The sequence below is a fragment of the Streptomyces sp. 3MP-14 genome (assembly GCF_006334905.2).
Classification (GTDB): Bacteria; Actinomycetota; Actinomycetes; order Streptomycetales; family Streptomycetaceae; genus Streptomyces; species Streptomyces triticirhizae.
Map to the genome: position 1 here is coordinate 234,643 of NZ_VDLZ02000001.1, position 14,929 is coordinate 249,571.

11 protein-coding genes are annotated in these 14,929 nt (G+C 73.2%); 3 read left to right on the forward strand and 8 right to left on the reverse strand.

Annotated features, from left to right (window positions below):
* Positions 1 to 171: 171 nt before the first annotated feature.
* Positions 172 to 1,776, forward strand: coding sequence for a hypothetical protein (locus tag FH609_RS01010; protein WP_226961296.1), 1,605 nt, complete (start codon positions 172 to 174; stop codon positions 1,774 to 1,776).
* A 268-nt stretch (positions 1,777 to 2,044) separates the two neighbouring features.
* Here FH609_RS01010 and FH609_RS01015 read toward each other — a convergent pair whose 3' ends face one another.
* The 6 genes from FH609_RS01015 to FH609_RS01040 form a co-directional block, all read right to left on the reverse strand.
* Positions 2,045 to 4,168, reverse strand: a complete 2,124-nt coding sequence (locus tag FH609_RS01015) for a tetratricopeptide repeat protein (RefSeq protein WP_139665708.1) — start codon at positions 4,166 to 4,168, stop codon at positions 2,045 to 2,047.
* Between the two features lie 111 nt (positions 4,169 to 4,279).
* Entirely contained in the window at positions 4,280 to 5,125 is an 846-nt protein-coding gene (locus FH609_RS01020; protein WP_139665707.1) for a transferase, read from the reverse strand.
* Positions 5,122 to 6,390, reverse strand: coding sequence for a glycosyltransferase family 4 protein (locus FH609_RS01025; RefSeq protein ID WP_139665706.1), 1,269 nt, complete (start codon positions 6,388 to 6,390; stop codon positions 5,122 to 5,124). Before FH609_RS01025 ends, FH609_RS01020 begins: the two co-directional genes overlap by 4 nt.
* A gap of 222 nt (positions 6,391 to 6,612) precedes the next feature.
* Entirely contained in the window at positions 6,613 to 8,985 is a 2,373-nt protein-coding gene (locus FH609_RS01030; RefSeq protein ID WP_139665912.1) for a phosphoketolase, read from the reverse strand.
* Between the two features lie 119 nt (positions 8,986 to 9,104).
* The gene (locus FH609_RS01035; RefSeq protein WP_139665705.1) at positions 9,105 to 9,509 is read right to left on the reverse strand and encodes a ChaB family protein; all 405 of its coding nucleotides are present in this window, start codon (positions 9,507 to 9,509) and stop codon (positions 9,105 to 9,107) included.
* 299 nt (positions 9,510 to 9,808) lie between these two features.
* The gene (locus tag FH609_RS01040; protein ID WP_264372748.1) at positions 9,809 to 10,519 is read right to left on the reverse strand and encodes a hypothetical protein; all 711 of its coding nucleotides are present in this window, start codon (positions 10,517 to 10,519) and stop codon (positions 9,809 to 9,811) included.
* Between the two features lie 260 nt (positions 10,520 to 10,779).
* On the opposite strand from FH609_RS01040, the gene FH609_RS01045 reads away from it, so the two are divergent.
* On the forward strand, positions 10,780 to 12,096 hold the full coding sequence (locus tag FH609_RS01045) for an XRE family transcriptional regulator (protein ID WP_139665704.1): 1,317 nt from the start codon (positions 10,780 to 10,782) through the stop codon (positions 12,094 to 12,096).
* A 1-nt stretch (position 12,097) separates the two neighbouring features.
* Here the strand turns inward: FH609_RS01045 and cutA are convergent, their stop codons facing one another.
* On the reverse strand, positions 12,098 to 12,445 hold the full coding sequence (gene cutA / locus FH609_RS01050; RefSeq protein WP_193317749.1) for a divalent-cation tolerance protein CutA: 348 nt from the start codon (positions 12,443 to 12,445) through the stop codon (positions 12,098 to 12,100).
* 103 nt (positions 12,446 to 12,548) lie between these two features.
* On the opposite strand from cutA, the gene FH609_RS01055 reads away from it, so the two are divergent.
* Entirely contained in the window at positions 12,549 to 13,124 is a 576-nt protein-coding gene (locus FH609_RS01055; protein WP_139665703.1) for a DUF5919 domain-containing protein, read from the forward strand.
* 158 nt (positions 13,125 to 13,282) lie between these two features.
* On the opposite strand, the gene FH609_RS01060 is transcribed toward FH609_RS01055, so the two are convergent.
* The gene (locus FH609_RS01060) at positions 13,283 to 14,767 is read right to left on the reverse strand and encodes a glycoside hydrolase family 30 protein (RefSeq protein WP_139665702.1); all 1,485 of its coding nucleotides are present in this window, start codon (positions 14,765 to 14,767) and stop codon (positions 13,283 to 13,285) included.
* Between the last annotated feature and the right edge of the window lie 162 nt (positions 14,768 to 14,929).

Genomic DNA, 14,929 nt, shown 5'->3' on the forward strand with positions numbered 1-14,929 from the left:
CCAGGCCCAACCACCCCAGGACCACCATCCCGGCCCGCCGCCCCAGCCCGTCTCACCGTCCCCCGGAGCCCCGGAGTTCCCGTGCCCCTCTTCCCCGTCGCTCCCCGCCGCCGCGCCCCCGTGGGGCGGCGAGGTGGCGGGCAACGGGGCGGGCCGGTCGAGGTGTTGGGCGTGGTGCGCAACCTCACCTCGGCGACCAGACTGCTCGACGTGCTGCCGCTGCTGCGCGCCGAGGACGGCATCACCGTCTCCTTCACGGTCAACCCCGGCTCCACCTTCGACGGCGGGCTCGCCGACTATCTGGCGCACCAGCGCGGCACGGTGCTCCCCTGGCGGGAGGCCACCCGACGCCGCTTCGACCTCGTGGTGGCCTGCGCCGTCAACCGCTCCATGCGCCGCCTCAGCCGACCGCTGGTGGTGCTGCCGCACGGCGTCGGCTACAACCGGCTGACCCGCCGCTCCACCGGCGACGCCACCTCGTCGGCCGGCCTCTCGCCCCGCGAACTGCTCCACCGGGGGCGGGTGGTGCCCGACGTCATCGGCCTCTCCCACGAGGAGCAGCTCGACCGGCTGGCCGTCAGCTGCCCGCCGGCCCTGCCGCACGCCCGGGTCGTCGGCGACCCCTGCTTCGACCGGATGCGCGCCAACCTGGACTGGCGCGACCACTTCAGGGAGCCGTTCGGCGCGACCGGCGGCCGGCGGCTGGTGGTGCTCAACTCCACCTGGGGTCCGCACTCGTTGATCCGCCGCCACCCCGAACTCCCGGAGCGCCTGGTCCGCGCGCTGCCCGTGGACGAGTACGTGGTGGCGCTCGTGCTGCACCCCAACATCTGGTCCGACGACACCCCCTTCGGCGTGGACCGGCGGCTGCGCCACGCCCTGGACGCCGGGCTGCGGCTGGTCAGTCCGGAGCGCGGCTGGCAGGCCGCGCTGATCGCCGCCGACGTGGTGGTCGGCGACACCGGCTCCGTCACCTTCTACGGCGCCGGCCTGGAGCGCGCCACCCTGCTGGCCGCCAGCGGCGAGGCGGAGCTGGACCCGCGTTCCCCGATGCACGCCTTCGGCACGTCGGCGCCCCGGCTGGACCCCGGGGGCGACCTGCTCGACCAGCTCCGCGCCGCCGAACGCGCCCACCAGGCCGAGGTGTTGCGCCCGGTGACCGGGCAGGCGCTGGGGCTGACCGACCGTTCGGCGGCCGTGCTGCAACGCCTCTTCTACGAACTTCTCGGCGAACGCGTCCGCCCGCCCGCCGACGATCCGCGCCCCGCCCGCTACCCCGACCCGACGCCGGCGACCGGCGCCGGCCCGACGGCCTTCGACGTCGTGGGGCGCGCCGAGGGCGAGACCGTCGGGCTGACCCGCCATCCGGTGGACCCCGCGCGGGCCGGCGCGCGCGGCTTCTTCGCGGTGACGGCGGAGGAGGGCACGCGGTCGGCGGTGGCCCAGACGGCGGAGGTGGCGGCCCGCCGCCAGCCGCGCGGCGAACTGCCGCCGGAACGCTGGCTGGAGCGCCGTTTCGCCCAGCAGCCGTGGCTCTCGGTCGCGGTCGCCGCGCTGGGGGAGAGCCGCCATCTGCTGCGGCTGCGCGACGGAACCGTCGCCGAGGCCCACGCCCCGCGCGGCTGGGGCGCGCCCGAGCCCGTCCTCGACCCGGTGCTGTTGGGCGCGGCCGTCCACCTGGCCCTGGAGACGGGCGACCTCCCCGAACGCCTGACCATCCGCACGGGCACGACGGAGACCCGGGTGCGGGTTCTCCCTCCGGGGGTTGACCGGTAGCGGCCGAGCGGCCCGGGGGGCCGCCGGCGCGCGGGGCCTGACGAGCTGGCCGTCGGTCGTCCTGACGGGCTGGGCGCCACGCCCGTGGCGTCGTCCGCTCAGCTCGGCGTCGCCCCGCCCGCCGGCCGTGAACGCCCGGGCCGCGTGCCGGTCGAGGGCCGGCACGACGGTGTCGCCCACGCGGGGCTACTGCCCCCGCTCCCCGCCCGGGGACGGCTCTCGTCCCGCCGCGCGGCCGTCGGCGCGGCCGCCGGCGCCGCGCCGTCCGCTAGAGAACACCCGCCCGGCGGAGGATCGCCGCGCGGCGGTCCTCCACCCGCGCCCGCGCCGCCGGATCGGTGACCCACTCGCTCAGCGTCTTCAGCGCCCCCTCCGCCTTGGCCCACAGGCCAAGCCGCTCCGCGAGCCCGGCGGCGGCGTCCAGGGCAGCGACCGCCTCCTCGCGGCGGCCCAGGTCGCGCAGCGCCTCGCCCCTGACGATGCCGATCCGCGCGTGCAGCGCCGCGTGGCGCGCGTCCGGCACCCGGGCCTGGGCCCGGTCCAACTCGGCCAGCGCCGCCTCCGGTTGGCCGAGGTCGAGGAGCGCGCCGGCGAGCTGGTAGCCCTGGAGGGCCATGCCCCGCTCGTCGCCGGCGTTGGCCTCCAGGGCCGCGCGGAAGTGGTCCGCCGCCTCGGCCGGCTGGTGGGTGGCGCGGGCCAGGACGCCCCTGGTCTCGTGGATGGTGCCGCGCAGCTGCGGGTTCTCCACCGTCGTCAGCAGCGCCTCCACCGGCTCCAGCGCCTCGCGCGCCGCCGGGTGGTCCCCCAGCTCGACATAGGCACGGGCCAGCTGGTTGACCATGCGGAGTTCCGCGTCGGGCCTGGCCGCCCAGCGGGCCGCCTCGATGCCCAGCAGGTGCGCCTCGATCCAGGCCGCGTACGGCTTGCGGCTGTGGAAGTACGCCCACAGCGCCTGGCACATCAGCCACACCGGTTCGTGGCGGCCGCGCTCGGCCGCCGCCCGCAGCAGGGCGAGCAGGGTCGCGAGTTCGCGTTCCGTCCAGTCCAACGCGGCGCCGGGGGAGCGGAGTTCGGGAAGGATGGGGATCTCGGGCCGTCGTTCGGTGCCCGCCAGGCGGAGCCGTTCACCCAGCACCGTCCAGTCCGTCAGCTCGCAGGCGGCGACCGCGAAGTCGATGCCGAAGCGCAGCGCCTCCTCCCGTTCGCTCTGGTCGGCGAGCGTGGCCGCGTGCCGGTGGATCGCGTCCGGGAACGCCCAGTGCCCCGGGGCGAGTTGCCGCACCAGCCGGGCGCCGGCCAGCTCGGCAAGGCCGGCGCTGGCCGCCGAGCGGTCCTGGCCGCCCAGGCCGAGCGCCAGCTCGTGCGGGAAGGTCGGCCCGGGCAGCGCGCCCAGCAGCCGGTAGAGCCGGCGGGTGGCCGGCGGGAAGCTCCGGTAGACCCGGGTGTACGCGTCCGACATCGTGGTGTCCCCTCCGTCGCTGGCCCGGGCCAGGCGCCGCTGCTCGGCCGCGTCGGCGGTCAGTTCGGCGACCACCCGCTGGACGCTGGCGCCCGAGCCGTCCAGCAGCCGTTCCCCCACGGCGCGCAGCGTCAAAGGACGCCCGCCGCACACCCGTACCAGCGCGCTCAGCGTCGCGTCGCTGACCTCGCTCTCGTCCAGCCAGGACCGGACCAGCGCGCGGCAGGCGGCGGTGTCGAGCCCGTCGAGCACCAGGGAGCGGGCGCCGTCGAACCGCAGCCTGGCCAGCGGCCGGCGGCTGGTGACGATCACCATCCCGTGGCGCGGCAGCAGGGCGCGCACCTCGGCCTCGTGCTCGGCGTTGTCGATCACCAGCAGGAGCCGGCGCCCGAAGGTGGCGGAGCGGTAGGCGGCGACCCGCCCGGCGGCGTCGGGCGGGATGAAGTCGGCGCTGACGCCGAGGCGTCGGGCGAGACCGGCGGCCACCTCGCCCAGGTCGACGGCCCCGCCCGGCTGGCGCACGGCGGCGAGGTCCACATACAGCTGGCCGTCCGGGAAGTGCGCGCTGTTGCGGTCGGCCCACTCCAGGGCCAGCTGCGTCTTGCCCAGGCCGTCGGGGCCGACGAGCACCAGCGACGCGGGGCGTTGGGCCTCCTCGGCCGTCCAGCGGCGCAACGCCTCGTCGAGCACGGCCAGTTCGGCGGCGCGGTTGACGAACCCCGGGTCGGGGGCCGGGAGCTCCCGGGGAACGGGCGGCGCTTCGGACGGATGCCGGACGGTCAGCGACTGAATCGTCCCGGCCTGGATCAGCCCGCCGTGCACCACGCCCGTCGCCTGGTTGCGCACGTCGGGCGCACCGGGCGCACCGGGCGTACCGGGCACGCCGTCGCGCGCGCCCTCGTTCACGCCGTCGTGCCCGTCCCCACCGCTCATCGCTCTCCCCGCTCCTCCGCGTGTCTCCCCGGGCGCGCCGCCGGGCCCCGCCCGACGAGCCTTCCCTCGTTCCAGGGTGTCAGTCGCCGGAGGGGCGGCGCGCCCGGGGCGTCAGTCGCCGGGGACCTCGGTCGCCGGGTCCACCTGGATCGAGAGGTCGTTGTCGAGCGTGAAGTAGGGCCAGTAGGTGAAGCCCCGCACCGTCGAGGTCGGGTAGACGAAGACGTTCTTGCGGTCGGCGACATCGTCGAGCAGCCGGCCCACCCGGACCGGCCCGGCGTCGGTGGCGGGGCGCACGAACACGTTCCACACCGCCGCCGCGCCCGGCTCGGTGGGCAGTTCGCGGTAGTCGGCGGTGAACGTGAACGCGCCGTTCTCGCCGGCCGTCAGCGCGGTCTCGCGCTCCGGCCCCTCCTTGCCCCTGCGGCGCAGGATCGCCGCCGCGCCCGGCCCGAACTCCGGCCCCAGCAGCCGCCCGTGCACGGTCACCGCGTGCTGGCCCGGCTCCAGCCGGTCGACCTCGGCGTGCCCGGCGCGCTGCCAGGCGCGGACCGAGAGGAAGCCGTCCTTGGTGGTGTAGGGGAGGCGCACCCGCAACACGCCCTCGTCCAGCGCGGGTTCGACGGAGGTGGTCGGCGCCAGCATCCGCAGGTCGCGCAGCCCGGGCAGCGCCCGCAGCCGGGGGCGGTCGGTTTCCGGCAGCAGATAGGCGTCCCAACGGCCCTCGCCCAGGCGCGGGTTGGCGCCCAGCTCGGCGCGCCAGCGGCCCGGCGTCCCGGGCACCGCGACCAGCTCGACGGCGTGCCCCGTCGTCTCCTCCTGTCCCTTCTTGGGCCGCAGCCGCAGCAGCAGTTGGGGCGCGCGGGCCTCGGGGAGGTTCAGCTCGAAGGTGATCCGCCCCTCCCGGTCGACGCGACAGTCGACGCGCGGCGCTTCCTCGACGGTGGCCTGGCTCAACGGTTACCCCTTCGCATGGTGCGCATGGTGGACACGGCGGCGGCGAACGCGGCGTCCCGGACCAGATGGCCCCGGTTGACCAGCCGCGCGCCGACCCTGACCCGCAGCGGCGGCTTCGCCCTGCGGCCGCTCGCCTTGGCCTCGTGCAACTCGGTGAAGAGCGCCTCGGCCTGTTCGATGATCGGCACCGGGTCGAAGCGCCGGGAGTTGGCGAGCGCGGCCTCGCTCATCGTGCGGCGCAGCTCGTCGTTCTGGATCAGGTCCAACAGCGCCTCGCTGAGGGCGTGTTGGTCGCCGACCGGGACCAGCCGGCCGTCCTTGCCCGGGGTGATGATCTCGCCGGGCCCGTGCGGGCAGTCGGTGCTGACCACGGGCAGCCCGCAGCGCATGGCCTCCACCAGCGTCATCCCGAACGGCTCGAAGCTGGAGGTGGAGGCGCCGATGGAGCCCTTGACCCACTCGGCCTCCATGGCGGGCGCCGGGCCCATCAGGAACACGTTGTTGTAGAGGCCGAGTTCGTTGATCAGGGCGCGCAGCTTCTCGCGCTCCTCGCCCCGGCCGTAGATCCGCAGCTGCCAGTCGGGGCGCTCGGCGGCGACCCTGGCGAAGGAGCGGATCAGCAGGTCGTAGCGCTTGACGCGGACCAGCCGGCCGGCGGCGACGACGATCTTCGCCGAGGAGTCGGCGGGCGGCAGCGCGGGCGGCGGAACGCTGTTGGGCAGCGCCTCGACGCGCACCCCGGGCAGCCGCATCTTGCGCCGGTAGGCGTCGGCGTCGGCGTGGGTGACGGTGGTCAACGCGTCCAGCCGCGGGTAGACCCGGCGCAGTTCGTTGCGCAGCCCGGGCGGGTGGTTGTCGAGCGTGAGGTGCTCCTGCCCGACCAGCACCGCGTGGCGCGGGCCCTGGAGCGCGAGGTGCACGTTGAGCCCGGGGCGGGTGCCGATGACCACGTCGGAGTCCAGGCCGGCCAGGCAGTTGGCGATCCGCTCGTCGGTGAGGGCGCTGTACTGGTCGAAGCGGTACTCGGCGGCCGGGAAGACCTTGGGCGGCCTGCGGTGGCGCGGGTCGTCGCGCTCGGTGCGCAGGTCGACGAGGGCGCGCACCCGCACCCGGGGGTCGAGCGAGAAGTTGGGCTCCTCGCGGTGGCGGAGGATGGAGATGATCTCCACCTCGTGGCGTTCGGCGAGGGCCTGGGCCAGGTTGAACGTCGTCCTGATCGTGCCCCCGATCCCGAACGCGTTGTGCAGCAGGAACGAGATCCTCATGCTGGTGTGACCTCCTGGGGAGCCGCTTGGTTTGCCGTTGGCGGGGTGACGCTGGTCACGGGCCCCGGGGCGGGGGGTTCGCCCCGGGGGCGCTCCGGCGAAGTCATCAACGAGCGCCCCAGCGGGAGGATGCGCCCGACGTTGACGAACCGTGCTCGAACGGTGACGCAACGTCAGTGGCGTCGGATCGGGGCGGCGGGCCGGCCGACGGCTGGTGCCCGCTCAGGCCAGGGCGCCCCAGCGCCAGTCGGCGACCTCGGGCAGGTCGGTGCCGTGCTCGGTGACCCAACGGCCGTGCCGGTAGCGGGTCTCGGCCATCCGCTGGCGGACCCGGGCGGCCCGCACCGCGAGCCCGGGCACCCGGTCGATCACGTCCATCACCAGCCGGTAGCGGTCCAGGTCGTTGCGGACCACCATGTCGAACGGCGTCGTCGTCGAACCCTCCTCCAGATAGCCCCGCACATGGAGCTGCGGGTGGTTGTCGCGGTGGTAGGTGAGCCGGTGGATCAGCCACGGATAGCCGTGGTACGCGAAGATCACCGGCCGGTCGCGGGTGAACAGCGCGTGGTAGTCGCGGTCCGACATCCCGTGCGGATGGTCCTCGGGCGCCATCAGCCGCGCGATGTCCACCACGTTGACCACCCGGACGGCGAGTTCGGGCAGGTGACGGCGGAGCAGGTCGGCGGCGGCCAGCACCTCCTGGGTCGGCACGTCGCCGGCGCAGGCCAGCACCACGTCGGGCTCGGGCGGGGCGCCGCCGGCGCCGCCCTCGGAGCCGGCCCACTCCCAGATCCCGGCGCCGGCCGCGCAGTGCGCCCGGGCCGCGTCCAGGTCGAGCCAGTCGAAGCAGGGCTGCTTGCCGGCGACCACCACGTTCACGTAGTCCCGGCTGCGCAGCACGTGTTCGGCCACGGCCAGCAGCGTGTTGGTGTCCGGCGGCAGATAGACCCGCACCACCTCGGGCGCCTTGTTGAGCACCTGGTCGACGAAGCCCGGGTCCTGGTGCGAGAACCCGTTGTGGTCCTGCCGCCAGACGTGCGAGGTCAACAGGTAGTTCAGCGACGCGATGGGCCGCCGCCACGGCAGCCGGCGGGACGTGCGCAGCCACTTGATGTGCTGGTTGGCCATCGAGCCGACGATGTGCGCGAACGCCTCGTAGCTGGAGAACAGCCCGTGCCGGCCGGTCAGCAGATAGCCCTCCAGCCAGCCCTGGCAGAGGTGTTCGGAGAGCACCTCCATCACCCGGCCGTCGTGACCCAGGTGTTCGTCCACCGGCAGGATCGCCGTCTGCCACACCTTGTCGGTGGCCCGGTAGACGTCCTGGAGCCGGTTGGAGGCCGTCTCGTCCGGGCCGACCAGCCGGAAGTCGCGGCGTTCGGCGGTGGCCGCCATCACCCGGGCCAGCATCCCGCCGAGCGCCCGGGTCGGCGCGTGGCTCTCGGCGCCCGGCGTCGGCACCTCCACCGCGCACTCCTCCAGCGGCGGCAGGGGCAGCTCGCGCAGCAGCAGCCCGCCGTTGACATGCGGGTTGGCGCCCAACCTGCGGTCGCCGACCGGCAGTCGCTCCAGCACCCCGGCGGTGGGCCGGCCGTCCGCGTCGAACAGCTCCTCGGGCCGGTAGGAACGCAGCCACTCCTCCAGCTGCCGCAGATGCGCCGGATTGCCCCTCGGGTCCGAGAGCGGGATCTGGTGCGCGCGCCAGGTGCCGGTCACCGGCAGCCCGTCCACCTCGGCGGGGCCGGTCAGGCCCTTCGGGGTGCGCAGCACGATCATCGGCCAGCGCGGGCGGGCCCGCACGCCCTGCTCCCGCGCCGCCCAGCGCAGATCGGCGATCCGATCCAGCGCGGTGTTCAGCGCCGCCGCCAACTCCCGGTGCAGCTGCGCCGGTTGCTCGCCGGCCACATAGAGCGGGTCGTGGCCCAGGCCGCGCAGCAGCTGGTCAAGCTCCGGCTCGGGAATCCGGGCCAGCAGCGTCGGGTTGGCGATCTTGTAGCCGTTGAGATGGAGGATCGGCAGCACCGCGCCGTCGTGCACCGGGTCGAGGAACTTGTTGGCGTGCCAGGACGCGGCCAGCGGCCCGGTCTCCGCCTCCCCGTCGCCGATCACGCAGGCCACCAGCAGATCGGGGTTGTCGCAGGCGGCGCCGTAGGCGTGAGCGAGGGAGTAGCCCAGCTCGCCGCCCTCGTGGATGGAGCCGGGCGTCTGCGGCGCCACATGGCTGGGCACCCCGCCCGGGAACGAGAACTGCTTGAACAGTCGCCCCATCCCCGCCGCGTCCCTGGTCACGTCCGGATAGGCCGCGGTGTAGGAGCCGTCCAGCCAGGAGTTGGCCAACGGCGCCGGCCCGCCGTGTCCTGGACCCCAGATCGCGATGGTGTCCAGGTCCCGTTCCACGATCGCCCGGTTGAGGTGGGCGTGCACGAGGTTGAGCCCGGGCGTGGTGCCCCAGTGGCCGAGCAGCCGGGGCTTGATGTGCTCGGGGCGCAGCGGCTCGGCCAGCAGCGGGTTGGCCATCAGGTAGATCTGGCCCACGGACAGGTAGTTGGCGGCCCGCCACTGGGCGTCGAGCGCGGCGAGCGTGGCCTCGTCCGGCACGGCGACGGGGGCGTGGCCGGCGTCGGGGGTGGCGGGTGCGCCGGGTGTGGCGCCGGCGCGTGTCCTGGTCGTGCGCCCGGCGTGCGCGGCGGCCGCACGCTCGGCGCGCTCCCCGGTGGTCAACGGGACCTTGCGCGCCGGGTCGCGCGCCGGTTGGCGGCCTTGACCGCGTCCAGCAGCTCGCCCCGGTTCATCCCGGAGCGGCCCGGCACGTCCAGCCGCTTGGCCATCTCGTACAGGTGCGCCTTGGTGTCCCGCTCGTCCACGCCCTGCGCGCTGCGCCCGCCGAACTGGCGGGGCCGCGCCGAACGCGGATCGGACGGCGCCTTCCGGCCGCGCTCCTTGCGCTCCCAGTGGTCGCCGACCTTCTCGTGGGTGTGCTTGAGCGCGGCGTAGGCCACCCGGTGGGCGCGCTGGCCCTCGCCGTACTCCGTGACCGCGTTGTCGTGCGCGGCGATCCAGGTGCGCTGGGCCCCGGCGGGGGAGCGTTCCAGCGTCGCGGGAAGTTCCTTCCGTCCCGGCATGATCACTTCACCTCCTGCGATCCCGCGGCCTTTGGGCGGGCGACGGGTTGTGCTAGCCGCACGGGCCGGCCCCGAGTACCCGCCTCCCGGCGCCGGAAACCGCAGGGGCCGGGCGGAGCCGGTCGCGCGGGGGCGCCGCCGAGGGGCCCGCCGAGACCGGCGGGGCCCGCCGCCCGCCCGGCCGGCGGGCCCCGACCCGGACCGCCCGGGGCCGGGGCGCCGCCCTCCGGGACCAACTGCGCGCGGCACGCGCCGGCGCCTGAGCCACGCGCGCGGCGCGTGCCGGCCGGAGCGTGCCGTCAGGTCGGCCGCCCCGGCGTCCCCACCGGGCGCCGGCGCGCGGCGCCCCGGCGCGCCTCCGCCACCAGGTCCACGACGCTGAACGCGTCGAGCCGCACGACCAGTTGGCTGGCCCGGACCCACCGCAGCCGGGCGTCCCCGTAGGGAACGCCGGCCGGGCCCGCCCCGACGGGCAGCGGGAACCCGGGCCGGTACAGCGCACCCCACACCCCGGCCGGGCGGAAGTCCCGCACGCGCAGGGCGACATAACCCCGGGCGAGGTGCGGGCAGAGCCGGACCGCCGACGCGGCGCAGGGCAGACACAGCGGCGGGTGGGTGGTCTCCAGGCCCGGCAGCCAGTTGTCCTGGTTGTCTGAGTTTTCTGGGTTGTCCGGGTTCTCGCCCAGAAGCCAGAGCACCCCATCCGCGTTCTCGTCGGCCGCGCCGCCGCAGACCTGACACAGCAGCCGGCGCATCGCGCGGCGCTGCCGCAACCCGTGGACCTTCCCGAACTCCGGCCGCCCCCGACCGGGCCGCGAGGCGATCCGCGACCACAACACCCCGTCCGCGTCCCGGTCCTGAAGCACCTCGTCCGCGTAGGCGATACCCCCGGCCCGCCCCACCACAACGGTCCGCTCCTCCCGCTCCTCACTCCACTGAGCGATATAGGGAACGACATCGGGCCGGGGCAGCGCCCCCAACGGCGGGCGTTCCTGGTGGGGGGTGAGCATCACGCCGCCCTCCGCGACGTTCGGACGCCCGGCATGGGCGGCTCGGTGGCATCGGGGCAGGGAATCAAGGGGCGCGACAGCCGTTCGACAATCCACGCGATCGAGTTCCGCACGTCGATCTCCCATCTTTCTCGGGGAGATGCGAGTGTTGCCGGACCACGGGTGCATATGAACCGGTCCGATGGGGATACCCATCGTGGGTAGACTCGGCGGCCGTGACTCGTGATACCTCTTGATCAGCTCTCTGCGGGGGATGTGAGATGACCTACCGCTCTCCGGCAGCACTGCCGCCCAGCGTGCTGGAACGGTCCGATGTTCGTGATGCGTTGTCCCGTCACGACTTCGGGAAGGTCTTCGCCCTCGCTCGCAAGTGGGGCGGTATCAGCTTCCTGAAGATCGCTGATGCCTGCGATATCAGCCCGGAACGGGTGGGAAAGCTGGCCAAGGGAACGGGGACGATCACCAGCTATAGGAAGATCGCAGTCATCGCGGACGCTCTGCGTATCCCAGGTTCCCTGATCGGGCTGGCGCCGCGACCCTGGGAAGGCGGACGTCTCGATTCGGCGCCCAGTTCATGTTCCAATGACGCAGGGGAAGCGGAGGATGAGGCAGTGCGACGCAGGAAGTTCATCGCGGCGTCAGTGGTCGCGGCGGGAATACCGGCGACGTTTCCCTTCTCGGCAGGCGGGCGCATCGGTGCGACCACCGTGGAGCGGCTGAGGGAGCGGACGGCGAGGCTGCGCCGCCTCGATGATTTCCTTGGGGGCGCTGACACCTATCCCATCTACCTCGGTGAGTTCGAGGCAACTACGAGTCTCCTGAAGAAGAGTAGCTACAACGAGGTGGTCGGCCGGGCCCTGTTGAGCCTGAGCGCCGAGCAGGCGCAACAGGCAGGCTGGGCAGCGTTTGATGCCGGCCGCCATCCAGAGGCGGAACGTCTTTATCGCACCGCCCACCACATGGCCATCCAGGCAGAGGACCAAGCGCTGATGTGTAACTCGTTGGCCTTTCTGGCCTATCAGCAGGTCAGCACGGAAAGGTCGGGTGTGGAGCTGGCCTCGGCATCCTGCGAGCGCATGGGGAGGGAAGTGCCGGCCACAGTCCGTGCTCTGCTTCTCGAACGCCGGGCCTGGGCACACGCGCGAGCCGGAGAGACGAAGGAGACGGAACGCGCCCTCGCGGAAGGCGAGGCGGAACTCATCCGATCCTCGGAGACAGGAGCGGCTCCACACTGGGCCTCGTGGGTCGATATGCGGGAGCACCAGATCATGACGGGGCGCTGCTGGACGGAACTCGGTCGTCCGTTGCGTGCGGTACCTGCACTGGAATCGGCTCTCCGGACTTTCTCGGACACCCACGCCCGTGACAAATCCCTCTACCTGACCTGGCTCGCCCATGCCTACTTCGATGCTGGGGAGATCGAGCAGGCCGCAGTGATCACGGGCCGATCTTTGCAACTGGCCAACGGAGTTGGTTCGGTGAGGCCCCGGGAGCGGGTGCAAACGCTGGTGCACCGACTGGAGCCGCATCGCGCGCTGCCCGAGGTAGCCACGGTTCTTGAAGAGGCAGTGGCGTAAATCACCCTCCGGAGCTTGAGCCCCTGCCGTTCCCGGTCACGGTCCGGCGAATCCAGTCGAGGTAGTCGGCGGTACCGGCGGTGATGGGGACGGCGACGACTTCCGGGTTGTCCCAGGGGTGATGGGCCACCAGATGCGTTTCGAGCGCCGGATACCGGTCGGCCGTGGTGCGCAGGAGGAGCTGCCACTCCTCGCCCGTGCCCATCTCACCAAGGTGCCAGAACACGGAGGTCACCGGACCGACGATCTGAGTGCCGGCGGCGAGCCGCGCCGCGACCGCGCTCCGGGCCAGGGTCTCGGCCGCTTCCCGGCTCTCGACGGCGGTGGACACCTGCACGCAGTCAGTCATGCCGTCGAGGCTACTGATGCTGATACCCGGCCGGGTAAGCCTTACGGAACGTCGGCTACGAAACCGAGAGGACGCCGCTGCGGCGTTGGGAGTTGAGGCGGAGATGCTGTGGCCCAGGGTCGTGAGGAACAACGTCAGGACGGGGACGGACCGGGAGATCGTTCGCGGCTATCCCTACCGTTCGGCCTGTCCCTCCTCCGTCTGGGGGGAGTTGACCGAGGCGGCCACCGAGGACATCACTCTGGCCGGGTACACCAACTACTTCCTGTGGCTGGACCAGCCCGCCTATGTGGACACCCTGCGGCGCAAGGCCGAGGCGGGGTGCCGCGTGCGGTTCCTGATCGGCGACCCCGAGGGGGAGGTGACGCGGCAACGGGAGGCCGTCGAGGACGTGGCGCTGTCGGTGTCCACTCGCATCAGGATCACGCTGGAGCACCTGGCGAAACTGGGCGAAGTCCCGGGCGTCGAGGCCCGTTTCTCCGCCGCCTCGGACGCGACGAACCACGTGTCACTCTCCGTCTTCCGGTTCGACCGCGACGCGTTGGTCACCCCGCACCTGGCCCGGGGCGTCGGCCACGACTCCCCGATGCTGCACCTGCGGCGACAGGAGGAACGCGGCCTGTTCGACCGGTTCGCCGACCACGTCGAGGAACTGTGGGAACGAGGCCGGAGGGTCTGAGGGGCTGGCAGTCGAGCCTGCTCAGGAGGTGTGCCCTGATGCGTCTGGTGGCATCGGCTGTTGTGCGGGCCATGCTCGAAGCGGGCGGCGGCGAGCGCGATACGAGCGTGCACCTGGGTCGTGCCGGCTAGCCGGCACGACCCAGGTGGGTCACCGGGTCACACCGTCCAGGTGTACGTCGCGACCGCCCCAGCCGGGAGGCTCGCGTTGAGGGACGCTCCGTCCTCCGTGATCGAGAAGTCCCGCTGCTGACCTGACGCGTTGACCACATAGGCCACCCGCGTCCCGTCCGGGTTCTCGAAGACGACGTTCTGGAGCCCGCCCGGCCCCTCGCTGGAGGACTCCAGCCGCACGGCGCCCGGGTCGAGGAACTTGGTCAGGTGGCCCAGCACATAGAACTCGGCGTTCCGCGTCACCTGGTCGCCGGCGATCTCCACGACGCCGTTGCACCGGTTGTCGCAGTGGCCCTGGTGCGGGCCGCCGTTCGCGTCGAGGGCGAGGTTCCAGGTGATGACGGTCTCGCCGCCGTGCCGCATGTTCCGCACCACCAGGTTCTCGGCCTGCCAGCGCAGCGTGTCCGCGAAGGTCTGGGACCCGTTCTCGCTGTCGGTGCCCGAGCACTCGGTGAAGAACACCCGCTCGCCGGCCGCCACCAACTCGCCCTGCGCCTCCGGCTGTCCGCCGTAGCAGTGGAACGCGGCGCCCGCGACCCGGTCGATGTCGGAGGTGGCGCCCAGCACTTCGAGCGGATAGCCCGGCTGGTCCCAGTTGTGGTCGTAGGCGAACAGGTTGGTCGGCAGCCCGGCCTCGGTCAGCGCCGCGTCCAACACCCGGAAGAACTCGGCCTGTTCGGCGGCGCTCATCGAGGTGGACGGGTAGCTGGTCGCGAAGAGCGGCTCGTTCTGCGCGGTCAGGTCGGTCAGCTCGATGCCGGCGTCGGCGTACGCCCGCACCGCGTTGACCAGGTAGTCGGCGTAGTCCTCGTAGTGCTCGGGCAGCAGGCTGCCGCCGTTGAGGGAGTTGCCGGACTTCATCCAGGCCGGCGGTGACCAGGGGCTGCCCATCAGCCGGATGTCGGGGTTGCGGTCGAGGGCGTCGCTGAGCACCGGGATGATCTGCTCCCGGTCCCGGTCGATGCTGAACTGACCGGGGGTGTCCTCGTAGGTGTAGAAGTCGCCGGAGTTGAAGTCGGTGCTGCCCAGCGGCTGGCGCAGGTAGCTCAGCCCGATGCCGTCGCCGTCGCGGGAGAAGAGCGCGTCCAGCAGCGCGTCGCGCTCGCCGCCTGGCAGGCCCTGGATCAGGCTGGCGGACGCCTCGGTCACGGAGGCGCCGGCGCCGCTGAACTGCTGGTGCCGCTGGCCGGCGTTGACCTCGATGTTGGTGCCGGCCGGCTGGCCGTCGAAGGACAGCTCGCCCTGGTCGGCGAGCCGGTTCTGGCCGTCGGACGTGGTCAGCCAGGCCCGGGCCGTGGTCGGCGCGGCCTGCGCCGAGCCGCTGGCGACCACGCCGAGCCCGCCGGCGACCAGCGCGGCGGCGCTCAGGCCCAACAGGCCGACGCGCAGCGGCGAACGGTGCCGCGTGGGGCGTCGCGCCGGGTGGTGGGCCGGGTGTGATGCGGGATGTGGTGCGGGCTGTGCTGTCATCTGCGGCTCCCTGAAGGGTGTGGGGGGTGGGGGTTTCCGGGATGTGCGAATGCTGCGGATGCCTCGTCGCGTTGCGGGACGGCGAGGGAGACAGCGAGGATGTAAGCAGACTGACTGACCACTTAGTAAGGGCCGGGACCGATATCGCGGTGGTTCCGGAAC